19 protein-coding genes and 2 pseudogenes are annotated in these 22219 nt (G+C 57.9%); 17 read left to right on the forward strand and 4 right to left on the reverse strand.

Going from position 1 to position 22219, the window contains the following annotated elements:
- Positions 1–116: 116 nt before the first annotated feature.
- The 9 genes from ABGM91_RS07615 to ABGM91_RS07655 all read left to right on the forward strand — a co-directional run bounded on the left by ABGM91_RS07615 (position 117) and on the right by ABGM91_RS07655 (position 8485).
- Positions 117–1499, forward strand: coding sequence for a hypothetical protein (locus ABGM91_RS07615; protein ID WP_215429081.1), 1383 nt, complete (start codon positions 117–119; stop codon positions 1497–1499).
- A gap of 311 nt (positions 1500–1810) precedes the next feature.
- Complete coding sequence (locus ABGM91_RS07620; protein ID WP_354831063.1) at positions 1811–2350, forward strand: cysteine hydrolase family protein; 540 nt, start codon at positions 1811–1813, stop codon at positions 2348–2350.
- 33 nt (positions 2351–2383) lie between these two features.
- Complete coding sequence (locus ABGM91_RS07625) at positions 2384–2899, forward strand: adenylate kinase (RefSeq protein ID WP_354831066.1); 516 nt, start codon at positions 2384–2386, stop codon at positions 2897–2899.
- Positions 2900–3162: 263 nt separating this feature from the next.
- Positions 3163–3876, forward strand: a complete 714-nt coding sequence (locus ABGM91_RS07630; RefSeq protein ID WP_354831069.1) for a hypothetical protein — start codon at positions 3163–3165, stop codon at positions 3874–3876.
- 8 nt (positions 3877–3884) lie between these two features.
- Positions 3885–4781 (forward strand): hypothetical protein, encoded by an 897-nt coding sequence (locus tag ABGM91_RS07635; RefSeq protein WP_354831072.1) that lies wholly within the window; start codon positions 3885–3887, stop codon positions 4779–4781.
- A gap of 100 nt (positions 4782–4881) precedes the next feature.
- Positions 4882–5745 carry a hypothetical protein gene (locus ABGM91_RS07640; protein ID WP_354831075.1) on the forward strand — a complete coding sequence of 288 codons (864 nt, stop codon included), beginning with the start codon at positions 4882–4884 and terminating at the stop codon, positions 5743–5745.
- A gap of 16 nt (positions 5746–5761) precedes the next feature.
- The gene (locus tag ABGM91_RS07645) at positions 5762–6652 is read left to right on the forward strand and encodes a hypothetical protein (RefSeq protein ID WP_354831078.1); all 891 of its coding nucleotides are present in this window, start codon (positions 5762–5764) and stop codon (positions 6650–6652) included.
- 106 nt (positions 6653–6758) lie between these two features.
- Positions 6759–7619, forward strand: a complete 861-nt coding sequence (locus ABGM91_RS07650) for a hypothetical protein (protein WP_354831081.1) — start codon at positions 6759–6761, stop codon at positions 7617–7619.
- Entirely contained in the window at positions 7616–8485 is an 870-nt protein-coding gene (locus ABGM91_RS07655) for a hypothetical protein (protein WP_354831084.1), read from the forward strand. The genes ABGM91_RS07650 and ABGM91_RS07655 overlap by 4 nt, the downstream gene beginning before the upstream one ends.
- A 7-nt stretch (positions 8486–8492) precedes the next feature.
- Here the strand turns inward: ABGM91_RS07655 and ABGM91_RS07660 are convergent, their stop codons facing one another.
- The 4 genes and pseudogenes from ABGM91_RS07660 to ABGM91_RS07675 all read right to left on the reverse strand — a co-directional run bounded on the left by ABGM91_RS07660 (position 8493) and on the right by ABGM91_RS07675 (position 11986).
- Positions 8493–9242: an amino acid ABC transporter ATP-binding protein gene (locus ABGM91_RS07660; protein WP_354831088.1), complete on the reverse strand. Its 750-nt coding sequence runs from the start codon at positions 9240–9242 to the stop codon at positions 8493–8495.
- Positions 9235–9885 (reverse strand): amino acid ABC transporter permease, encoded by a 651-nt coding sequence (locus ABGM91_RS07665; RefSeq protein ID WP_343212566.1) that lies wholly within the window; start codon positions 9883–9885, stop codon positions 9235–9237. Before ABGM91_RS07665 ends, ABGM91_RS07660 begins: the two co-directional genes overlap by 8 nt.
- A gap of 114 nt (positions 9886–9999) precedes the next feature.
- Positions 10000–10719: pseudogene (locus ABGM91_RS07670) on the reverse strand (transporter substrate-binding domain-containing protein); the annotation flags it as partial.
- 151 nt (positions 10720–10870) lie between these two features.
- Positions 10871–11986 carry a glycosyltransferase gene (locus ABGM91_RS07675; RefSeq protein ID WP_354831090.1) on the reverse strand — a complete coding sequence of 372 codons (1116 nt, stop codon included), beginning with the start codon at positions 11984–11986 and terminating at the stop codon, positions 10871–10873.
- Between the two features lie 393 nt (positions 11987–12379).
- On the opposite strand from ABGM91_RS07675, the gene ABGM91_RS07680 reads away from it, so the two are divergent.
- The 8 genes and pseudogenes from ABGM91_RS07680 (at position 12380) to ABGM91_RS07715 (ending at position 22214) form a co-directional block, all read left to right on the forward strand.
- Positions 12380–13510, forward strand: coding sequence for an EpsG family protein (locus ABGM91_RS07680; RefSeq protein WP_290566291.1), 1131 nt, complete (start codon positions 12380–12382; stop codon positions 13508–13510).
- A complete protein-coding gene (locus ABGM91_RS07685; RefSeq protein WP_354831093.1) occupies positions 13507–14625 on the forward strand; it encodes a glycosyltransferase family 4 protein in 1119 nt (372 codons plus the stop codon). The genes ABGM91_RS07680 and ABGM91_RS07685 overlap by 4 nt, the downstream gene beginning before the upstream one ends.
- Positions 14625–15233, forward strand: coding sequence for a sugar transferase (locus tag ABGM91_RS07690; protein WP_354834838.1), 609 nt, complete (start codon positions 14625–14627; stop codon positions 15231–15233). Before ABGM91_RS07685 ends, ABGM91_RS07690 begins: the two co-directional genes overlap by 1 nt.
- Positions 15230–15460 (forward strand): annotated as a pseudogene (locus tag ABGM91_RS07695) (serine acetyltransferase); the annotation flags it as partial. The gene ABGM91_RS07690 and the pseudogene ABGM91_RS07695, both read left to right, overlap by 4 nt.
- Before the next feature lie 441 nt (positions 15461–15901).
- Complete coding sequence (locus ABGM91_RS07700; protein WP_354834840.1) at positions 15902–17017, forward strand: aminotransferase class I/II-fold pyridoxal phosphate-dependent enzyme; 1116 nt, start codon at positions 15902–15904, stop codon at positions 17015–17017.
- Between the two features lie 11 nt (positions 17018–17028).
- A complete protein-coding gene (locus ABGM91_RS07705) occupies positions 17029–19011 on the forward strand; it encodes a nucleoside-diphosphate sugar epimerase/dehydratase (RefSeq protein ID WP_354831096.1) in 1983 nt (660 codons plus the stop codon).
- 19 nt (positions 19012–19030) lie between these two features.
- A complete protein-coding gene (locus tag ABGM91_RS07710; protein WP_354831099.1) occupies positions 19031–19816 on the forward strand; it encodes a polysaccharide biosynthesis/export family protein in 786 nt (261 codons plus the stop codon).
- 4 nt (positions 19817–19820) lie between these two features.
- On the forward strand, positions 19821–22214 hold the full coding sequence (locus ABGM91_RS07715; protein WP_354831102.1) for a hypothetical protein: 2394 nt from the start codon (positions 19821–19823) through the stop codon (positions 22212–22214).
- The last annotated feature ends 5 nt before the right edge of the window (positions 22215–22219 follow it).

Genomic DNA, 22219 nt, shown 5'->3' on the forward strand with positions numbered 1-22219 from the left:
GGAACAAAAAACAAGGTTGAAGTATGCCTCCCCTGCTGATAGCATTAAACTATTACATGCGGGGGCTTCCTGTTTGGAACGCTCTCGTTGCTCACCATTTACGCTTAAACAGTTCCATGATTGAAACGATTAAAGAAGATCAGTTGACCCCGCAGCAGGCCGAATTTTGGGTGCGCGCCCGCCAGGCGGTGGACATGAACAATTATCCTTACGCCGTCAGCCTGCTCAAGGCCCTGGTGAAGCAGCTCCCCGGCTTTCTGGAAGGCCGCAAGGCACTGCGCGCCTGTGAAATCAAGCTGAATCCGTCAGCCAAGAAGGCCGGCCTGTTCAGCGGCATGAAAATGAGCACCAGCAAGCTCACCTCCTCCAAGAAGGATGCGGCCACCCAGCTCTCCTCCCTGGAAGACGAACTGGAAAATGATCCGTACAGCATCCCCGTGAACGAGGCCCTGTTCACCGCCGCCATGGACGTGGACTTCCCGGACCTGGCCGCCTTTGCGCTGGAAACCGTCCGCCAGGGCCATCCCGGCAACAAGAAAATGCTCCATATGCTGGCCTCCCATTACGTTTCCCGTGACATGCCGGCGGAAGCGGCCGAGGTGTACCATGACATCGTGAAGCTGGACCCCACGGACAGCCTGGCCGTGAAGAGTGAAAAGGACTGTATGGCGCGCGCCACGATGCAGCAGCAGAAGTGGGAGGAAGCCAAGAGCTTCAAGGACGTGATGAAGAACTCCGCGGAAACGAATGCCCTGGACAAGAGCGACAAAAAGGGCCTCACCCGCGCTGAACTGGAAGAACGCCTGGGACTCCTTTCCGCCCGTTATGCGCAGAACCAGCAGGATCTGGCCGTCGTGCGCGACATCGCCGGCGTCTATGAACAAATGGAAGACTGGGCAAATGCCTATTCCTTCTACAACTATGCGTTCAGCCTCAGCAACAATGACATTTCCCTGGAAAACAAGGCTTCGGAAATGAACGAGCGCTACCGCAAGGCCCAGGTGGAGGAAATTCGCAAACGCGCCGCCGCGGAACCTGACAACAAAGAACTTCAGGAACAGCTGGCCCAGTTCAGCAAGGACGCCGCTGAACAGCAGGTGGCCCTGTACCGCCAGCGCGTGGAAAACAACCCCACGGACCCGCAGACGCGTTTTGAGCTTGGCCAGGCCCTCTTTGACTGCGGAAGCTATACGGAAGCCATTCCGGAGCTCCAGCGCGCGCGCAACAACCCCCATATCCGCATCCGCGCCATGCTGCTGCTTGGCAAGTGCTATGATGCCAAGAACATGCATGACATGGCCCTGCGCCAGTTGGAGGAAGCCAACAAGGAGCTGATTGAAATGAATGACACCAAGAAGGAAATCCTTTACATGATCGGCCTGCTTGATGAAAAGCTGGGCCGGAAGGAGGAATCCCTGGCGGCCTTCCAGCAGATTTATGATGCCGAATACGGCTACCGTGACGTAGCGGCGCGCGTGGAATCCTCCTACAACAAGTAGGGCCTTCCCGCATGCTTCGCCCGCAAGGGCGCCATCCAGCAAGCCTCCGCCGGAAACGGCGGAGGCTTGCTGGCAATGTCCGGTACCCCGTGGATGCTCCTCTGAATGGAACCAATCCTGAAGCCGTTGTCCTGAAGGCCGGGAATGTGCCAAATGAGTCTGCGGCGCGGTGTTTTTTCCTTCCGGCATCAGCCGGGGCAGGGGGCGGCCCGGGAGCGTGCGGCCGTGCCCGCCCGTATTTGACAACGGAGGGGTTCAGTAATACACTGGAAAAACGCCCGGCGGTAAAATTATGGCGGAGGCAGAAACTTATGCGTGCATTACTGATTATTGACGTTCAAAATGATTACTTTCCCGGTGGGCGTTGTGAACTGGTTGGTTCCGTTCAAGCCCTTGAACGGGTCAGGGCCGTGTTAAACCGGTTCCGGGAAAAGGAATGCCCGGTTATCTTTGTCCGGCATATCAACACCCGCCCCGGCGCCGCCTTTTTCCTTCCGGGCACCTCCGGCTCTGAAATCCATCCGGATATTGCCCCCATGGAAGGGGAGGCGGTTGTGGTCAAGCACGCCCCCAACAGCTTTTTCCAGACGAATCTTCAGGAGCTTTTACAGGCGGCGGGAATGGATGAACTGGTGGTTTGCGGAATGATGACCCATATGTGCATTGATACCACGGTGCGCGCCGCGAAGGATTACGGCATTCCGGTGACGCTGCTTTATGACGCCTGCGCCGCCAGGGATCTGGAGATCATGGGGAATTCCATCCCGGCGAACGTCGTGCATGATGCCTATATGGCCGGATTGAACGGCATGTTTGCCGAGGTCAAGCTTGCGGAGCAACTGGAATTTTAGGCGTCCCGGACGCCCGTCATGGAGGGATTTCCGATGGTTTTACTGATTGGCGGCGGTTCGCATACGGGAAAAACGCTTGCGGCGCAGCGGGTGCTGGAAAAGTACTCCTATCCCTATTTGTCCATTGACCATTTAAAAATGGGGCTGATACGCAGCGGAATGTGCTCTCTCACGCCTGAAAGTTCCGATGAAGAGCTGACGCCCTTCCTCTGGAACATCATCCGGGAAATCGTAAAAACCGCGGTCGAGAACAGGCAGAATCTGGTGGTGGAAGGCTGCTACATCCCGTTTGACTGGAAAAAGGATTTTGACTCCGCCAGTCTGAAGCAGATTCGGTATGTGTGCCTGATTTTTTCAGAGGACTATATTCGCCGGCATTACCATGATATCATGAACCACGCAAACGTGATGGAGCGGCGGCTGGAGGACGCCTCCTGCACACGGGAAAGGCTGCTGCGGGAAAACCGGGATAACCTGGAACAGTGCAGGCGGCACGGGTGTGATTATGTGCTGATCGACGGGGCCTATCGCGTGGATATTGCGCTGTAAAAGATGGCGGAGATCACGGTTCCGGAGTTGTCGGAGGCATGGAACGGCGGTGAATTCCTGCCGTCTTCATTTTGCCCTTGCTCCTTGAAAAAGAAATGCTAGCGTGAAGTATTGTGAAAACTGCCCTGATGAAACTTATTCCCGTCTTCTCCGCGGTTTGCCTGTCGGCAAACGTTCCCGCGCGGAGTGATGAAGTTCCGCCGGAAAAGATGGTTTCCGTGTCTCTTTTGTCGGCTGCAAGTGAAACCCCATGGAAGCCGGGAATGAAAAAAACGCGGAAAAAATTCATGGTGGTTTTGGGCTTTTCCGTTCCTGCTCCTGGTAAAATCATAGGCTGCCGGAAGGATGGCGTTCATCTGAAGATAGGTGATTCCTCCGGCGCGTCCGGCGCCCCGTCTGATTATCGGGATTCTCTGAGTTCCAGTGATCCGGAACTCGCGATGGAAATGGAGAATTGGCTCCCCTCCCCGGCCGCCCGCTGGGTGAGCGTGACAGGAAATGTTTCTCTTGTCACCGGGGAAAAAGAAATGCTGTCTGAAGGGGCGCTTTTCTCCATGAAGGAGAAAAAGGAGGAAAGGCCTCTCGTTCTGAAAGGCGGCGGGTTGATGGATGACGGCCGGACGGGGGATGTCAAGACTGCCGTGACCCTGGAATGGTCCCTTAACAAGAGTTCCGGGGAGATCTATATGAGTGTGAAACTGAGCTCTCCACGCCTCCTTGGCGTGAAAGGCGTGACGCTTATGAAGCCGGACGGCACTCCCGTTATAGGAAGGAACTGGTGCAGCAGCCAATCTCCCGGTTCCGGCGGCCGCTCTTCATGGGAGTGGGAGTGGAATTACGGGCTGGACCCCGGTGAACAGGGGGAAATACAGGTTTTTGTGAATTATATGACCGGACTGGAGCAGGTGGATGTACCTGTGGATATGAAAATAGGCCTGTCCGGAATGGCCGGAGAAACTTCAGGTGGACAAGGATGATGAATGCGATGCGTTATTTATGGTTCGGCATCTGCGCCTGCCTGGCGGCTTGGCAGCCATGCCGGGGCGCCGGCAGTGAAAAGGAGGAGAAAAAGGTGGAAATAGCCTTTACGAAGGCGGGCCTGGAGCGGAGTTCGGAAAATGGGGAAAGAACAGGAGATTTGCAGTGGAAGTGCCAGGCGGTGCTTTTTATTCCTGAACCCTGGGACTTTGAAACCCGCTCCGTTGCGGAAAGGCAATCTGTGAAGATGTGGGATATGGACGGCAGGGAATTGTCTCCTGTGGAGTTTCATACGGGCTGGCTGAACGGACGGGAGGAGAAAGGGGTGAGTTATGCGGAAATTCAGGGCGCGGCTGTCTGCCTGCCGCCTGCCGGCTGTACGCAGGTCCGGATGAAGGGGAACCTGAGGGTTCCGGTGGTGCGCATGCTGGAAAGTCCCGTCTATGAACTCCCCTTCAAGGCGGAGGCTTCTTCTCTTATTCCGCTGCCGGGCAGTGAGGAGGGTTATGCCAGGAATGCGGATGATGTGGTAAAGTCAAATGAGCTGCCCCTGGGAGAGCTTTATGTGGGGAAGTGTGAGTGGAAGAGGGGCGATGGAGAAAAGCAGCTCGCCCTGCGCATTTGCCTGGACGCCAATCATCGGTTTAGGCTGGAAAAAATCGAGCTTCTCGACGGGAAGGGGGAGGTGATGGAGTACACGAGTCCCAACAGGTCCGACATTGATGAACAGTCACAATGCTGGTACGCTGATTTTACGTTTTCTCCCCCGGAAAAGATGGATCAGGGCAAATGCAGAGTCCGGCTGATTTACAAGACAGCGCCGGAGTATGTTACCGTTCCCGTGGACGTCAGGTTTGGAGTGGGAGGGGAAATACGGGCGGAAGCGGAAAAGAAAGCCACGTAGCGTTTTGTTGGAATTGGGGACGGTTCTTTGATGGCGGGCCGTTTTCAACTTGTCCTGTCCGGGAAACCTGCTATGGTGGGAAAGTCCCAACCCCCTGCCTATGTGTCATTATTGCCTGACCACCCTGGCTCTTCTCTGCCTGGCCGCTTTTTCCGGCGCCGCCGGAAAGGAAAGTCCTGAAGAACCTGCCGTCTCCGTTTCCCTGGACGGATGGGAAACGAATCTGCGGAACGTGCGGCCGTCTTTAACTCCGTCCTGGTCGTTTTCCATGGAGTTGAAGATAGCGGAAACATCCCCTTCATGGAAAGTGGTTGATGGTGAAGAGTCCGGCGCCAGGCTGACTCTGGCGGATTCGGAAGGAAGTTCCTGCGCCGTCCGCCGTTTCAGTTACAGCGCATCCCATTCATCGGAACAGGCCCGCAGGGCCGGAACGGTTTCCCTGCAAACGGATTCCTGGCTCCCTGCGGAAGGCGCCGGATGGGTGGAAGCCAGGGGGGAGATCCCCTTCATCATGTCCAGTGATTCCGCCGTCTCGGAAAGTGTTGCGCTCAAGGTGGCGGTAAAGGATTTTTCCGTTCCGCTGGTTCTCAGGAATGCCGGAGTGGACGGAAAGGACGTGAAGGTGGAATTGAAAGGCTATTATGAGGAGGGTGAAGCCGGAGGGGAAGCCCGTACGCTAAGGATCAGCATGACTTCTTCCGCACTGCTCGGCTTTCTGGACTTTGAACTGTACTCGATGGATGGCGCTCCGCTGCTGGCGGAGAATTACGGTTCCAGCTACGGAAGTTCCCTTAAGCATTATGAATGGGAACGGTATTTCCGGATGCAGGAGGATAAGATGGAAGAACTGAAGGTCTCCGTTAAATATGCGGCAGGATTAAAAAAAATCATGGTTCCCGTCCATGTCCGGTGCGGGATGTTTGGAGAAGTGAAACAACCGGATAACCGGAACAGGGAGGATTAGCATGGAGAGTTGGAGCATGATGTGTACCCGGGCGCTGCTGTGCGCCGCCATGGTTTCAGGAGTGGCCGCCTGGGGCGGAGGAAAGCCGGAAGGGAAAAATCCGGTGGAGGCTGTTTTTACTTCCGTCGGGGTGGAAAGAGACAAAGTGTGGATCAATGGCCAGCCGCAGGAATCCGGGCTGAAGCTGAAATTCACTGTGAACTTCAGCGTCAGGGAGCCATTGGGCTTTTTAAGCCAGTATAATGACCGCCTCCAGTATCTGGAGGCGACGGATTCCACAGGCAGGAAACTGGCTCCGGTGGAGTTTGAGATGAGCAGTATGTATCCCCGGAGTGAAAAGGGGGTGGTGAAGACATCCGTCAATGGAGTTGCGGGAGAATTTCCTTCTCCCTCCGCCTCCTGGGTCCGGCTGAAGGGCGTCTTCCGCGTGCCCGTCTCCCGTTCCATGAAGAGTACGGTTCATGAGCTGCCTCTGCAACAAGGGGTTGAAATGCATGCCCCGCTGCCGGGTAATGATGACCGGGAGGAAGAGGCGGGGGAAGACATCGTCATCCCTGAAAGCGTACCCGCAGGCAGGTTTTTCATTGAGGAATGCCGTTCGTTTGAAAGGAATGGGAAGAAGATGGTGGAAGTAAAATTGGGGCTGGCGGTGGAAACCCCGTTTGACCTGGACCAATTTGAAATTCTCAATGAGAAGGATGAAGTTCTGGAGGCCGATGAGAGAGGGGGAAGCTCCAGCATGAGTTCCAATTCCAGGTCATGGACAAAACGTTTTCAGTTTGAAGCTCCGGAGAATCTCCAAAAGCTCCGGTTCCGGATGATTTACAACGTTCCGCTGGAACCCGTCGCCGTGCCTGTGGACGTCAGGCTGGGGATGAGGGGAGAGATCAGGGACAAGAAAAAGTAATGGGGATTCCGCTCCTGCGCCTGTTTGTTGTTCTATTTGATTGTATTGGCGGTTAAGCGGCTTATATTGAATCAACCTCTGCCTTTTTGCGATGTTGCGTTTATTAATGATGCTGCTGCCGGCAGCCTGCATGACGGGAGCGCTGCACGCGGAAATCCTTTCCCGGCCCCGGGTGCAGGCGCAGTTTGACAGTCTTCAGTTCCAGTATGGAGAGCTGGGCGAGTCCGGGCTTTCTCCCGGGCTCTGCGTCCAGTGGAATCTAAGGCTTCAGTGTAACCCTCCCTGGCGGGTGGCGTATGTGCGCCAGGACGGGGAAAAGCCGGAAGTGGCGGATTCCCGCGGCACCCGCATGCCGAATCCTCTGCTGTCTTTTTGCACGGCGGAGAACTGTGACAAGTCTGCCGCTTTCCGGGCAAACCTCCATATCCGGGGGGAGAAATGGAGGCCGGCCCCCCGCTCCGTGTGGATGTCCGTGCGGGGCCGCATGCCTGTAGCCGTGTCCTGTACGGAAAAACTGTCGGAAAAAGTAACGCTCTCCCTGAAAGATGGAGAAAAAACGTCCATCGTATTGAAAGGCGCCGCCCTGGGGAAGGAGAGTGACGTGCGCGCTTCCGTCACGGTGGAATGGTGCCGCCCGAACCGCCGGAAGGGCAGGGAGGGAGTTGCGGCCGTTATCCTGGTGAAGACCCCCGTACCCTGCGGAATCAAGGAGCTGGAATTTTTTACGGTGGACGGCCGTCCGGGTGACGTTTCCAAATCTTACGAGGCATTCCATGGCAGTTACGGCCAGTATTACTGGCTGCAGAACATCTGGATGGGCACAGAGAGCAAGGACCGGTTCAAGATGGCCGTAAAATATGCCTCCGGCTTGCAGGAGGTGATGGTGCCCGTGTCCTTCAAGGCGGGCATGGGTGGCATCGTGGAACCCGTCCGGAAGGGTGGGGAGAAAAAGGAGGGGAAAAAATGAAGACTGCCGGATTAGCCTGCTGGATGATGTGTTGCGCCCTCGGCGCCCTGGCCGGTGATGGCGGCGCCCCAAAGATTCCTGTGGAAACGGGGCTCAGGAGCATGGAAATCAGCTGCGGGGAAGCCGGGGAGGCGGAGGAGCAGGCGCCCCGGGCCGTTAAATTGTCTTTTGCGCTGAACTTTGGGGTGGCTGAGCCGTTTGATCTGAACGGGAATGGCCAGGCGGGCGGGCAGAGCCTGGAGGCGGAGGACTCCACGGGAAGGAAACTGGGCGCTGTAACCTTTGACGTGTGGAATTTGCACACCAGGAAAAGGGGGAAGATAAGAGTAACCATGCTCAAGGGGGAATGCCCGGAGCTTCCTTCTCCGGAGGCTGAATGGATTCGGCTGCATGGCACCTTCCGCCTCCCCGTAACGCGTGAGGTTCCCAGCCCGGTTTATGATTTTTCCCTCAGTGAAGGGGCAGTCTCATTCCCTGTGACTCTTGCCGGACCGGAGGAAGAACCGCAGGAATGCGCCGGAGACCTGGCGGTGGCGGGAGATGCGGGAACGGAGGAACTGTCCGTGAAGGTTTCCCGCCGCATGGGGGAAAAATGGCTGCTGGAAGCCATGCTCTGGAATGACAAGGGTTACCGGATCACTTCCTGGGAGCTGATGGACGGGGATGGAAAACCATTGAAGACGGATTTCGTCAGCGGTATCATCTCCCGCGATTCCGGCCGTTCCGGAACCGGGCAGTCCATGGCGGTGGATGCCGGGACGGACCTCGGCAAGCTGAAAATCAGGCTATACCGCAAGGAAGACATGGGGATGGTCCCCCTCCCGGTGGACATGAAGATGGGGCTGGACGGAACAGTCCGGGAGTAAAAGGGCATCAGAGCACCTTGGAGAAGAATTCCTTCAACCGGGGGTTGGAGGGATGGTCAATGAGCTGGGCCGGAGGCCCCTCCTCCACGATTTTTCCCTGGTCCATGAACAGGATGCGGGAGGCTACCTCGCGCGCGAAGCCTATTTCATGGGTGACCACCACCATGGTCAGGCCGCCCTGCGCCAGGTCCTTCATCAGGGAAAGCACTTCCCCCACCATTTCCGGATCCAGGGCGGATGTGGGCTCGTCAAACAGGATCACGTCCGGATTCATGACCAGCGCGCGCACGATGGCGATGCGCTGCTTCTGCCCCCCGGAAAGCTGGAGGGGATAGGAGTTCCGCTTGTCGTACAGGCCGATGCGCCGGAGCAGGGCCTCCGCCTGTTCCACGGCTTCCTTCCTGGTGGAGCGGCCCGTTTTAACGGGGGCTATGGTGATGTTTTCCAGAATGGTCAGGTGCGGAAACAGGTTGAAGTGCTGGAAAACCATGCCCACGTGCTGGCGGAATTTGTTGACGTCCGCATGGGGGGCGGTGATCGGTTCCCCCTTGAAGCGGATTTCCCCGGAGGTAGGCTCCTCCAGCAGGTTCAGGCAGCGCAGGAAGGTGCTTTTTCCGGAGCCGGAGGGGCCCACGATGAAGACCACTTCCCCCTGGTGAATCTGCGTGGTGACGTCATTCACCGCATGCACGGCATTGAATTCCTTCACCAGATGGCTGATCTGGAACATGGGCGTGTTCCCGGGCTGTTCATTCATTGTTTTTCAGTCTCCTTTCCAGTTTGCCGAGCAGCCAGCTGAACAGCATGACCACGGAGAGGTAAATCAGGGCTACCGCCGTCAGGGGCATGAAGGCGGTGTAAGTCTGGCTGCGGATGATGTCCCCGCCCTTGGTCAGGTCCTGAAGGGCAATGTAGCCGGAAACGCTGGTTTCCTTAAGCAGCACAATGAACTCGTTCCCCAGCGCGGGAAGCACGTTCTTGAAGGCCTGGGGCAGGATAATGAAAACCATGGTCTGGGAGTATCCCAGGCCCAGGCTGCGCCCGGCTTCAAACTGCCCCTTGTCAATGGACATGATGCCGCCGCGGATGATCTCCGCCACGTAGGCCCCGGAGTTGAAGCCGAAGGCCACCACGGCCACCAGCACCTTGCTGACGTCCACCGTGCCGAAGATCACAAAGTAGATGATCAGCAGCTGCACCACCACCGGGGTGCCGCGGATCACCGTCAGGTACAGTTTGCAGAGGGCGTTCAGGAAGCGCAGGCTGCCCGTCTTGTCATGCGTGGCGCGGATGACGGCCACCACAAAGCCCATCAGGATGCCCAGCAGGACGGAGAAGAAGGAGACTTCCAGCGTGACCAGGAAGCCGTTGGCCAGGTATTTCCAGCGCCCCTCCTGCATGAAATTGACGTCAAAGGAGCTTTTCAGGTCCAGCCACGCGTTTTCCAGCCAGTTTCCGCCTGCGGCGTGTTTTCCGGCCTCCGCGGCGGATTTCACCTGCATGGCCGCGTATCTGGCCCGTATCTCCTCCAGCCTGCCGGAGGCTTTCATGTCCGCTATGGCGGTGTTGATGTCCTGGAGAAGTTCCGGATTCCCTTTGCGCACGGCAATGGCGTAGCTCTCGGAGGTGAGGGGCTCCGGCAGGATTTCCAGCCGGTCGTTGCCGGCCGCGTACATGCTGGCCGGGTCCTGGTCAATCACGGCCGCGTCCACCTTGCCGGCCGCTACGGCCGCCACGGCCAGCGCTCCGTTGGGGAAGCGTTCCGGCTGCTGGATGTTCCGGGTAACGTAGGTATCTCCGGTGGCTCCGTGCTGCACGCCTATTCTTTTGCCGCGGATGTCCTCCCTGCTCCGGATGGGGGAGCCTTTGGGCACAATGATGACCTGCGCCGCTTCCATGTAGGGGATGGAAAAGTCCACCTTTCCCCGGCGTTCCGGAGTGACCGTGATGCCGGAGGCCGCTACGTCCGCCTTTCCGGAAACCACCGCCGTAATCACGGAGTCAAAGCTCATGTCCTCAATGACCAGCTCCCTGCCGGTGCGCCGCGCCACTTCCCGCATGATTTCCGGATCAATGCCCATGATGGTGTTCCCTTCCCAGAATTCATAGGGTGGGAAGGTCGCTTCCGTGACCATCAGGATTTTACCGTTTTCCGCCGCTCCCGCGCCGGAGCACAGGAGGAGCCAGCCCGTCAGCAGGACTCCAAGGTATTTCAGGAAAGGAGGGAAAGGCATGGCGTGTAAGGGGAACCAGCAGCGGCTGAACCGGTGGGGTATATGATTTACCCGCCCGGAACGCAATAAAAAATTGTCTCTTCCGGGGGCCGCTTCCCTCCATGGAAGGAAGGCGGGGAGCACGGGGCAGGTTCCCGGCGCGGAAACGTATTCAGCGCACCAGCTTCAGGATGGCCCTGCGCATCCGGTAGGCTATTTTTTTCAGGATGGTATGGCGGTTGAGCTCCCCGTAGGCCGCCGCGGCGTCATTCCGGCGCATGGCGGAGAAAAACGGGTCATTCAGGGAGGGGTGGGCTTCCAGCGCCTGGCGCCAGATGGCACTGCCGTTCAGTTTTTCAAGAGCCTCCGGCATGCTGCGGGCCGTCAGCTTTCCGGAAACCGCCAGAGTAGCCAGAAAACTGCGCACGTTGTTCAGGAAGGCCCCCAGCTCGCTTTTCTTCCAGTCTTCCCGGTCCGTCATGGACAGTTTGGTGGAATGAAGGAGCAGCATGTCGTCAAACAGGGAGAGGGACAAGTTGCCCGTCACTCCCCCGAATTTATAGATATACACCTCCCTTGCCAGCACGGCTATCCGTTCCGCGGCGGGAAAGACCTGAAGGTTGAACAACTGGTCTTCCGCGTACCTCAGCCCGCTGGGGGCGGGACGGTTGTCCAGCAGGAATTCCCTCCTGTAAAGCTTGATGCACATTTTCCCGTACGTATAGAAGAGGCCGTGGCGGTCCATGCCGAAGAAGCCGGAGTAGTAGGAGGAGAGGAACTCCTCCCTTTCCACCACCCGGCTGTGCGGGATATGGCCGTCCTTCCGGCGGAAAAGGCCGAAGCGGTCCAGATGGCGCACGTAGTCTCCGATGACGATGTCCGCCCGTTCCCGGACGGCCATTTGAACCATGGCCTCCACGCTGTCCGGAAAAATGGCGTCATCCCCGTCCACAAACATGACATATTCCCCCGTGGCCGCGTCCATGCCGGCGTAGCGGGCGGCGTCCACCCCTGCGTTATCCTGGGTGATGACCCTGATGCCGGGGCGCCGTTCCGAGTACGCGTCCAGGATACGCGCCGTTCCGTCCGTGGAGCCGTCATTGACCGTAATAATTTCCAGCGATGGCCAGGTCTGGGCCAGCAGGCTGTCCAGGCAGGCGGAAACGCACGTTTCCAGATTGTACACGGGAACGATGATGCTGACGAGGGGTGTCTCCGGAGCGGGATGAAGGAGGGTCTGCATGGGGATGCCGATGGGCCTGGTGGTTGTTAAAGGCTCCGCCGCCATGAAAAGGGTGCCTGTCTGGCAGGAACGTGAGAAACATGGCCCGGACCGGAGGGAACGATAGGCCATCCGGACGCATCAAACAATGCTGAAAAGCTGTTTTCTGTATTGCCGGATAATTAGTGCCATTTGCTATTTTCTTTATATTCAATATGTAATGATATATGAAAGAAAAAAACGTTTTTTAGAAGTAAAATATGAAACCGGATTATCAGTCCGCTGTCAATCGAAGATTCTGACAATATAAAGCTTAAGATGTTTTTGGATTTTTGCCCCAGAAAACGGGGCGTTTTTGCCATCTTCCTAAGATGTTGAATTTAATGGCTTTCCCGAGCTCATATCTTCAAACGGACTGATAATCCGTTAGAATGCGTCCGCGTCCTTTTTTGCCTTGGCATGTGTTTTGACTTTGTTCCCATTTCCGTATACACAGCATTATTTAACTGGACTGTTCTTTTTTTTGTGCTGTTTGCCGTGTATCAGGCGGGAACGGGAGGCATCTATTCCCATTCCGCGGCCCGGCTGGACAGTATGGCCGGGATTTTGTTCGTGCTCGCCCTGATCTTGTACATGGGAGCGCGGCCCGTAAGCGGGGAGTTTGGAGACACCATCAATTACGCCGCGGAATTCCGGACCCTTCAGGAGGGGGAAGCCGGGGACTGGAAAGCCCAGCTGACGGGGATGAAGGGGGAATGGCTCTTTGCCGTCATTCTGCATGCATGGGTGCAGCACGGCAACGTGCATGACTACTTCCTGACCTGTGCCGCGGTGTATGTGGGAGCGCTGGCGCTGGCCAGTTACAGGATTTTCGGCGCCAGGTGGTTCATCCCGTTCCTGATTGCGTGCGCCATGTTCACCTTCTGGGTGTATGGCGTCAACGGCATCCGCAACGGCATGGCCGCCTCCGTGATGATTCTGGGCCTGACGTTCCGGAAAAACCTCAAGATGCTGCTGCTGTTCGCCGTGCTGGCCGTCAGCCTGCATAAGTCCATGATGCTGCTGGCCGCCGCTGGCGCCCTGGCCTGGTTTGTGACGGACACGCGGTATTACGTGGCGGCGTGGCTGGGCTGCATCCTCGCCGTCATTCTGGCCGGGCCCGCCATTGGGGAAATGATCGCCTCCTCCGGCTTTTTCGATGATCCGCGCCTGACCCTTTACATCAACCAGGCTGATGAACTGAAGGCTTCCTCCGCCTTGTTCAGCAGCGTCGGCTTCCGCTGGGATTTCCTGATTTACAGCGCTCTGCCCATTGCCTCCGGCTGTTACTTCCTGTTCAGGGAGGAATACCGGGACGTGATGTACACGTGGCTGCTGAACATTTACATTGCGGCCAATGCGTTCTGGATTCTCTGCATGTACGCGGCGTTCAGCAACAGGTTCGCGCAGCTCTCCTGGTTCCTGATGGGCTTTGTCTTCATCTATCCCTTTTTCAAGCAAAGGTTCTGGGCGGACCAGGAAAAGAAGCTGGCCTGCTTTATCCCGGCGATCTACCTCTTCACCTTTTACATGAATATTTACAACGCATGAAAAAGAAGATCATCAGGGTGGCGGCGGCCTCCATCTCCCTGGACCTGCTGCTCAGGGGACAGTTGAATTACCTGAACGGGTTCTTTGACGTTCTTGCCGTGGCTTCCCCCGGTGAGGAACATGAACGCATCCGCCGCCGCGAGGGCGTGCCTACCGTGGAGCTTGAGATGGAACGGTCCATTTCCCTGTGGAAGGATTTGAAGAGCCTGTGGCGCCTGTTCCTGCTGTTCCGCAGGGAACGCCCGTGGGGGGTGCACTCCCTCACGCCCAAGGCCGGACTGCTGAGCATGATGGCGGCGGCCTTTGCCCGTGTTCCGGTCCGGGTCCATACCTTCACCGGCCTGATTTTCCCCTACCGGAAGGGAGCCTTCAAATGCCTGCTGAAGCAGATGGACCGCCTCATCTGCCTGTTTGCCACGCACGTCATTCCGGAGGGGGAGGGCGTCAGGAAGCTGCTGGTGGAGGAGAAGGTGACGGGCAAGCCGCTGGAAATCCTGGCCCACGGCAATATCAACGGCATAGATACGGACTATTTCCGCCGTTCCGGCTGCCGGAGGGAAATGAGGGAGCGGCTGGAACTGCCGGAGAACGCCGTGCTGTACGTTTTTGTGGGGAGGATTACGGGAGACAAGGGCATCCGTGAGTTGCTTGCCGCGTTTTCCGCCCTGCGCGCAGAGGAGAAGGGGGCGCCCGTTTTTCTGGCGCTCGTGGGCTGGACGGAGGATTACGCCGGGGAAGAACTGGATGTGCCCGGCGTGTTCCGCCCCGGTTTCCAGGAGGATATCCGCCCCTGGCTGGAAGCCGCGGACGTGTTTGTGCTGCCCAGCTACCGGGAGGGTTTCCCCAATTCCCTGCTGCAGGCGGGAGCCATGGAGCTGCCCGCCATCGCCACGGACATCTGCGGGTGCAATGAGATTGTGAAGGACGGCGTGAACGGCCTGCTGGTCCCGGCCCGGGATGAAAAGGCGCTGCGCTGCGCCATGGCCTCCCTCAGGGATGACCCGGAACGGCGCAGGAAGATGGGCGCGGAGGCGGCCCGGCAGGTGGAAAGCAGGTTTACCTGCCGGATCGTTTGGGAAGCCCTGCTCCATTTTTACGGGAGGGTAGCGGCATGATTTACGGGAATTGCATCAAGAGGGCGCTGGATTTTCTCATCGCCCTGGCTGTCCTGGCGGTTCTGCTGGTTCCGTTTCTGGCGCTGATGGCGCTTCTGGCCCTGGCGAACCACGGCACGCCGTTTTTCCGGCAAACGCGGCCCGGCCGCCACGGCAAGTTGTTCCGGATTGCCAAATTCAAGACGATGACGGATGAAAGGGACGCCCGCGGGGAACTGCTGCCGGACGAGCGGCGCCTGACGCGCACAGGGCGGCTGGTGCGTTCCCTCTCCCTGGATGAACTGCCGCAGTTGTTCAATGTGCTGGCGGGGCAGATGAGCTTCATCGGCCCGCGGCCCCTGCTGCCGGAATACCTGCCCCTGTACACGGAGGAGCAGGCGCGCCGCCATGACGTGAGGCCCGGCATTACGGGCTGGGCCCAGGTGAACGGGCGCAACTCCATCAGCTGGGAGCGCAAGTTTGAACTGGACGTCTGGTACGTGGACCACCTGAGCTTCCTTCTGGATGTCCGCATCATCTTTTTAACGCTGGCGAAGGTTGTTCAACGCCAGGGAATCAGCGCTGAAGGAAGCGCCACCATGGAAAAATTCACAGGTTCCGGAAAATGAAGAAAAATATAGCGATTATAGGCGCCGGGGGCTTCGGCAGGGAAACGGCCTGCTGCCTCAGGGCAATCAACGGGGAGTCTCCCTCCTGGAATTTGATCGGCTTCTTTGATGACGGGGTTCCCGCCGGAACGGAAAACGAATATGGCCGCGTGCTGGGCACGGTGGAAGAGCTGAACGCCTGGAAGGAGCCTCTTTCCGTCGTGATCGCCATTGCTTCCCCCAGGGCCCTGGAACGCATTTCCGGCCTGCTGGACAATCCGTTGCTGGATTTTCCCAACATCATTGCCCCGGACGTGAAATTCTATGACCGTGACCGGGTAGCCATGGGGAAGGGGAACATCATCAGCTTTGGCCACATCTTCAGCTGCCACGTGGCCATGGGGGATTTCAACCTGTTCAGCTGCGGCTCCCTGATCGGCCATGACGTGACGCTGGGGAACTGGAATGTGGTGGCCAACGGCTGCAAGGTATCCGGAGGCGTGACGCTGGGGAATGCCAACTTCCTGGGCGCTGCGTCCGTGGTGCTTCCGTGCCGTACGGTGAAGGAAAACGTGGTTCTGGGCGCCAATTCCACGCTGGTGCGTGACGCCCTGGAGGGCGGAACGTATGCGGGCTGTCCCGCGGTGCTGAAAAAGAAGCCGTCTCCGGCGCAGGAAAAGAAATCCACCATCTGGCTCTCCCTGGCCAGCACGGGGGAGGCGGAAGAAAAGTTCGTGCGTGAAGCCTTTGAATCAAAATGGGTGACGACGGTAGGGCCGAACGTGGACGCTTTTGAACGGGAGCTGGAGGAATACCTGGGGGAAACCCATGTGGTGGCCCTGGCGTCCGGCACCTCCGCCCTTCATCTGGGCCTGGTGATGCTGGGAGTGGGGCCGGGGGATGAAGTCCTCTGCCAGTCCATGACGTTTGCCGCCTCCGCCAATCCCATCATTTACCAGGGCGCTTCACCCGTGTTTGTGGACAGTGAGGAGAGTACCTGGAACATGTCCCCGGAACTGCTGGAGGAAGCCGTCCGGGACCGCATCAGGCAGACGGGCCGCACCCCTAAAGCCATCATTCCGGTGGACCTGTACGGGATGCCCGCCCGCATGGAGGAGATCATGGAGATTGCCGGGAAGTACGGCATTCCCGTACTGGAAGACGCCGCGGAAGCGCTCGGTTCCGAGTACCGGGGGCGCAAGTGCGGGGTGTTCGGGACCTACGGCGCTTTTTCCTTTAACGGGAACAAGATCATCACTACCTCCGGCGGGGGCGCCCTCTGCTGCCCGGATGAGGAATCCCGGAACAGGGTCAAGTTTTACGCCACCCAGGCCCGTGACCAGGCGCCGCATTATGAACACACGCACATCGGTTATAATTACCGTCTCAGCAACGTGTGCGCGGGCATAGGCCGTGGGCAGATGCTCTCCCTGCCTGCCTTTCTGGAAAAAAGGCGCGGCATTCATGAGGAATACCGCCGCCGCCTTTCCGGCGTGCCGGGGCTGACCCTGCTGGAAAATCCGGATGCCCGCTACCATTCCAACCACTGGCTGACCTGCGTGCAGATCAATCCGGAGGAGGCCCGTTTTGACCGGGAAGAGCTGCGGCTGGCGCTCCAGAAAGCCGGCGTGGAGAGCCGCCCCCTCTGGAAGCCCATGCATTTGCAGCCCGTATTCCGCTCCTGCCCGTTTTACGGTTCCGGCGTGTCGGACCGCCTGTTTGAGCAGGGCCTGTGCCTGCCTTCCGGCGCTTCCCTGACCGGGGAGGACATGGACCGCATCACCGGCGTCCTGCTTAATCTTTAACCTTTGTGCTGATGACTGAGACTCATAACCCTGTTTCAAAGTTCCTTTATTACGCACGGCACTACATCCTGAATGCCAGCGGTAAATTCGTCTTCCTGCTGGACTTGGGGCTTTCTTCCATGGTCACCGTGTTCGCCTGCTACTATGGAGAATGGCTTTACAAGGGGGACTGGGTGGACAAGCACTTGGGTACGGCCCTTCTCTTTGACCTTGCCGTTACGGGCACGATGCTTTGGAGGTCCGGCGTTTACAAAACCCTGGTCCGGTTTACGACCATGAAAGACTTGCAGAGGCTGATGGCGGCCATTCTGCTGTCCAGCATGCTGCTGTGCCTCTTTAACATTGTGCTCTGGCCCACGTATTATAAGGGGCACGTTGTCTGCGCCATCTTTAATTTCGTCTTCACCTTCATGGTTCTGGTCGGCTGCCGCATGGCGTGCATCGGCGGAAGAAGATGGCTGGAACACCTTAATTCCAGCGAATCCATTTCTTCCATCACCACGACCGGGCGCAAGAGGATTGCGCTGGTGGGCAAGCTGGACGCCTGCCTCCTGAAAGCCTCTCTCATCAGAAGCCTGAAAAGTGAGGAATATGAAGTGGTGGGCATCCTGACTTCCGCTCCGGAGGCGGACGGCAAGGAAATCAAGGGGATTCCCATACGGTTGATCAAGGAGGCCGCGGAGGTGGAGACGGCCTTGAATGTATTTCAGGCGTCAGGGGTTATTTTTGTGGGGAAGGATGAGATTCTGGGAGAAAAGAAACTGGCGGACGTGTGCCTGGAAAAGGGGATAGAACTGATGGTTTCCCACGACCTGATCCAGTCGTTCCGCGAGTATTCCGGCGTTGCCGTGGATGAAGTGCAGATTGAGGACCTGATGGAACGGGAGGAAATCAGCATTGACACGGAAAAGATTTCCGGAGGGATCAGGGGGAAGGTGGTGATGGTGACGGGCGCGGCGGGGTCCATAGGCAGTGAACTGGTCAGGCAGGTGTGCCCGTTTGCCCCGGGCCGGATCGTGCTGCTGGACCATGCGGAAACGCCCCTGTGGCTGGTGCGCCGGGAGGTGGAAAAGTTGTATCCCCGGATTCCCGTTGCCACTTCCATTACGAATGTCTGCCACCGCCGCCAGTTGGAGGAGTGCATGAAGCTGCACCGTCCGGATTTGATTTTCCATGCCGCCGCCTACAAGCACGTTCCCCTGATGGAGGAAAACCCGTGCATAGCCGTGGTCAATAACGTGAAGGGCGCCATGCACCTGGCCTCCCTGGCCGCCAGGTACGGGGTGCAGCGCTTCGTCATGGTCTCCACGGACAAGGCGGTGAACCCCACCAGCGTCATGGGGGCCACCAAGCGCCTGGCTGAAATGTACGTGCAGAGCCTGGGGGAACACCTGGCGCAGAAGCACGGGGAAGGCTCCACCGTGTTTATTACCACGCGGTTCGGCAATGTGCTGGGAAGCGCCGGTTCCGTGATCCCCTTGTTCAAGGAACAAATCAGAAAGGGAGGTCCCGTAACCGTAACCCATCCTGAAATGATCCGCTATTTCATGACCATTCCGGAAGCCTGCCACCTGATTCTTCAGGCCAACGCGATGGGGAAGGGCGGGGAGATTTTCGTCTTTGACATGGGAGAGCAGGTCAGAATCGTGGAGCTGGCTGAAAAGATGATCCGCCTGGCCGGGCTCTCCCCGCTGAAGGATATCCGCATTGTCTTCACCGGACTGCGGCCCGGCGAAAAACTTTATGAAGAACTTCTGACGGACTATGAACACACGCTAGAAACCCCGCACCAGCGCATCCGTATTTTCGAGACCCGGAAATATGACATGTCCGAGCTGAAGCAGGCCTTTGAAGAACTGGTGCGCCATGCGGAATCCAACCACCTGGAGGAAACCATCCGCGCCATGAAGCAATTAATCCCCGAATACAAAAGCAATAACTCCCCTTACCAGAAATACGACTACCTGGACCTGAAAAAGCCCCTCTCCATCTAACACCTACTCAATCCATCCAATGAAATACCTTAATTTGTTCTATCGTCCCGCCCTTTGGAGCCGCCTTCTCGTGGCGGGCCTCCTGCTGGGCGCGCTTCCCGCCTGCGTCAAGCCTGAAGAAGTCAACTACGTCCAGGATCTCGTGCTGGACCAGAAAGCGGCCATCGGGAAGGAGTATAAGATCGTCATCAAGAGGGACGACCGCCTTTTCATTTCCGTCAGCAGCAAGAATCCTACGCTCGCGCAGATGTTCAACAAGGACAGCGGCAGCGTCTCCAGCCCCCGTGATGACGAGCGCGGCTACTTCGTGAATACGGACGGGGACATCGTGTTCCCCGTTCTGGGGAGAATCAGGGCTGTGGGCAAGACCTGCATCCAGCTCGCTACGGATATTGAAAACGAGATCCTCAAGGAAGGCTACATCAAGGACCCGGCGGTCAGCGTGCGCCTGATGAACTTCAAATTCTCCGTTCTCGGGGAAGTGTCCAAGCCGGGCAGCTATGAAATCAAGGGGGAACGCCTGACCCTGCTGGAGGCGCTGAGCAAGGCCGGGGACCTGAACATGGACGGCAACCGTGACATTTACATCATCCGGGAGGCGGACGGGGAGCGCATCGCGTCCAAGGTGGACCTGCGGAGCAGCAAACTGTTCCACTCCCCCTACTATTACATCCAGCAGAATGACGTCATTTACGTTACTCCGTCAGACAGGAAGGTGAATACCCGCAGCGAGCAGCTCCAGATTTACCCCTACCTCATTTCCGGCACCTCCATTGCCATGGTCATTCTGGCCTTCTGCATTTAATCCCATGAAAGCCCTCTCCAACAAGACGGAATCCCTGGACGGCGGCGGCAGTGCGCCGCCATCCCTGCTCCCCAGCCCGAAGGCCATCATGGGGCGGATTGTCCGGAACTGGTACTGGTGCGTGCTCTCCCTGGCCGTCTGCCTGCCCCTGGCCTATCTGTACGCGGCCAGGCAGCCCCAGGTTTACGGGAAGGCCACCACCATCCTCGTCAAGGAGGATTATCCGAAGGAATCCGTGGCCACCACGGTTCTGGCCTCCACCAATGGGATTGTGAATACGGCCACCACCAATCTGGACAATGAAATCTTCCTGCTTTCCTCCCACTCCCTGCTGGAAACCGTGGTCCGGCACCTGAAGCTGGACGTCACCTACTGGAAGAAGAACAAGTTCCGCAAGGTGGAGATTTACCAGGACTCACCCATTGCGGTGCGGTTCACGCAGGAGGGCGCGGCGGCTGACGCCAAGTTCCAGGTGGTTCCCTTGTCCGGAGAGGAATTCCGGGTGGAGAAAAATGTGGGCGATTCCGGGCATGAGGAGAAAACCGGCTCCTTCGGCAAGGAGGTTCAATTTGACTCCCAGACGTTCATTGTGGAGAAAACGCCCCGGTTTAATGACGCCAGCCTGAATGTTCCCGTGATTGTCAGAAGAACCTCGGTCAGGCAGGCGGCGCTGGGCCTGGCGGGCGGCCTGACCGTCAAAAAGGCGAGCGGAAAGAACAACCTGATCAATATTTCCATGCGCTGCAACAATCTGGTGAAGGCGGAGCGGATTCTGCACAGCATCGTCCATTTTTACAATGAGGCCTCCCTGAAGGAGAAAAACACGCGCGGAATGAAAACGAACCAGTTCATTGAGGAGCGTCTGGACGTCATCAGCGAGGAAATGCAGAAAAATGACCTGTCCATTGAAGACCTGAAAAGGGAGACCAATGTACTGACGGACCTGTCCACCGCCCTCACGGAGGAATATGAGAACAGCATTAATGACAAGAAGGACCTGAGGGAGCTGGACCTGGAGATCAAATCCATTGAATACCTGAAAAATTACCTGGAGCAGGAGGCTGAGCATGATTCCAGGCTGGTGCCCATCAATGCAAAGATAGCGGATATGGGCATCCGGGACCAGATAGGCGTTTTCAATGACACCCTGCTGAAAAGAACGAGCCTGAAGGTGAACGCCGGGGACAACAACCCGATTGTCCGGGAGCTGGAAGCCAACTTGAGCTCCCTGAAGGATGCGCTGAGGCGTTCCGTGAATAATTACTATACGTCCCTGCTGGTCAAGAAGAAGAACGTGGAGGACCAGCATGAAATGACGCGGGAGCATATCAGGACCGTTTCCAGCCGGGAACGGGACGTCAACCACATTGAGCGGGAGCAGCGCGTCCGGGAATCCCTGTACGTCTTCCTGCTGAACAAGAGGGAGGAAAATTCCCTGGCCCTGGCCGCTACGGAAGACAATGCCCGGATGGTGGACGCCGTGCGCGGCGGGAACGGACCGCTGGAGCCGAATGTGGCTAAAATCCTGATGGTGGGTTTTCTGGCGGGGATGGCTATTCCGGTGCTCCTGTGCGTGATTGCGGCGGTGCTGGATTCCAACGTGAAGCGCCGGGAGGAGATAGAAACCCTCACCTCCATTCCCGTTTACGGGGAACTGCCCCGCAAGCCGCGGAAGCTGAAAAACCAGGAGATTGTGGTGAATCTGGAAGAGCCTTCCGAATTGTCCGAATGCTTCCCCCTGCTGGCGGAGCGCATGGTGTCCCTTTCCGACGAGAACGGTGGAAAGCCCCTCAGCGTCCTGGTTACGTCCTCCTGTTCCGGGGAAGGGAAAACCTACCTCTCCGTGAATCTGGCCGTGTCTCTTGCCGTGGCCGGAAAGAAGGTCCTGCTGATGGATATGGATTTGAGGAAGGGGACGCTCAGCTCCCTGCTGGGCGGGGCCGGGAAGCCCGGCATGGGCGATCTGGAACAGGCGGGGGAAGGCGGCTGGCGTTCCCTGGTGGAGAAGTCCTCCGTTTCCGATCATCTGGATTATCTGTTTGCCGGAACGCTGCCGGACCATCCCTCCCGGCTGCTGCTGCATGACCGCATCCGGAAGCTGATGGAGGAACTGAAGGAACAGTATGATTTCATCTTCATGGACTGCGTTCCCTATTCCTCCCTGGCGGATGCCCGCATTGCCGCCCGGCTGGCTGACGCCACGCTGTACGTCATGCGGGCCGGCTGCGTGAAGAAGCGTGATCTGGCCGGACTCCAGAAGATATGGAAAAACGGGGAACTGAAGCGCATGGGCATTGTCCTGTGCGATGTGGAGCCCCAGGGCCGTTCTTCCCGGAAGGCGGCCGTGTACAGGAGCCTGGATACTTCCTCCCCCTGCGGGGAAAATAATTCGCTTTAGGAGAC

The organism is Akkermansia muciniphila (assembly GCF_040616545.1).
GTDB classification, from domain to species: domain Bacteria; phylum Verrucomicrobiota; class Verrucomicrobiia; order Verrucomicrobiales; family Akkermansiaceae; genus Akkermansia; species Akkermansia muciniphila_E.

Excerpts from the sequence above, each read along its gene's own strand:
- ABGM91_RS07615 (WP_215429081.1), top strand. The coding sequence starts at position 117 with ATGATTGAAACGATTAAAGAAGATCAGTTGACCCCGCAGCAGGCCGAA.
- ABGM91_RS07635 (WP_354831072.1), top strand. The coding sequence starts at position 3,885 with ATGCGTTATTTATGGTTCGGCATCTGCGCCTGCCTGGCGGCTTGGCAG.
- ABGM91_RS07665 (WP_343212566.1), bottom strand. The coding sequence starts at position 9,885 with ATGCAGGAGGGGCGCTGGAAATACCTGGCCAACGGCTTCCTGGTCACG.
- ABGM91_RS07620 (WP_354831063.1), top strand. The coding sequence starts at position 1,811 with ATGCGTGCATTACTGATTATTGACGTTCAAAATGATTACTTTCCCGGT.
- ABGM91_RS07630 (WP_354831069.1), top strand. The coding sequence starts at position 3,163 with ATGAAAAAAACGCGGAAAAAATTCATGGTGGTTTTGGGCTTTTCCGTT.
- ABGM91_RS07685 (WP_354831093.1), top strand. The coding sequence starts at position 13,507 with ATGAAAAAGAAGATCATCAGGGTGGCGGCGGCCTCCATCTCCCTGGAC.
- ABGM91_RS07660 (WP_354831088.1), bottom strand. The coding sequence starts at position 9,242 with ATGAATGAACAGCCCGGGAACACGCCCATGTTCCAGATCAGCCATCTG.
- ABGM91_RS07650 (WP_354831081.1), top strand. The coding sequence starts at position 6,759 with ATGATGCTGCTGCCGGCAGCCTGCATGACGGGAGCGCTGCACGCGGAA.
- ABGM91_RS07705 (WP_354831096.1), top strand. The coding sequence starts at position 17,029 with ATGACTGAGACTCATAACCCTGTTTCAAAGTTCCTTTATTACGCACGG.
- ABGM91_RS07625 (WP_354831066.1), top strand. The coding sequence starts at position 2,384 with ATGGTTTTACTGATTGGCGGCGGTTCGCATACGGGAAAAACGCTTGCG.
- ABGM91_RS07655 (WP_354831084.1), top strand. The coding sequence starts at position 7,616 with ATGAAGACTGCCGGATTAGCCTGCTGGATGATGTGTTGCGCCCTCGGC.
- ABGM91_RS07645 (WP_354831078.1), top strand. The coding sequence starts at position 5,762 with ATGATGTGTACCCGGGCGCTGCTGTGCGCCGCCATGGTTTCAGGAGTG.
- ABGM91_RS07680 (WP_290566291.1), top strand. The coding sequence starts at position 12,380 with ATGTGTTTTGACTTTGTTCCCATTTCCGTATACACAGCATTATTTAAC.
- ABGM91_RS07715 (WP_354831102.1), top strand. The coding sequence starts at position 19,821 with ATGAAAGCCCTCTCCAACAAGACGGAATCCCTGGACGGCGGCGGCAGT.
- ABGM91_RS07710 (WP_354831099.1), top strand. The coding sequence starts at position 19,031 with ATGAAATACCTTAATTTGTTCTATCGTCCCGCCCTTTGGAGCCGCCTT.
- ABGM91_RS07640 (WP_354831075.1), top strand. The coding sequence starts at position 4,882 with ATGTGTCATTATTGCCTGACCACCCTGGCTCTTCTCTGCCTGGCCGCT.
- ABGM91_RS07675 (WP_354831090.1), bottom strand. The coding sequence starts at position 11,986 with ATGGCGGCGGAGCCTTTAACAACCACCAGGCCCATCGGCATCCCCATG.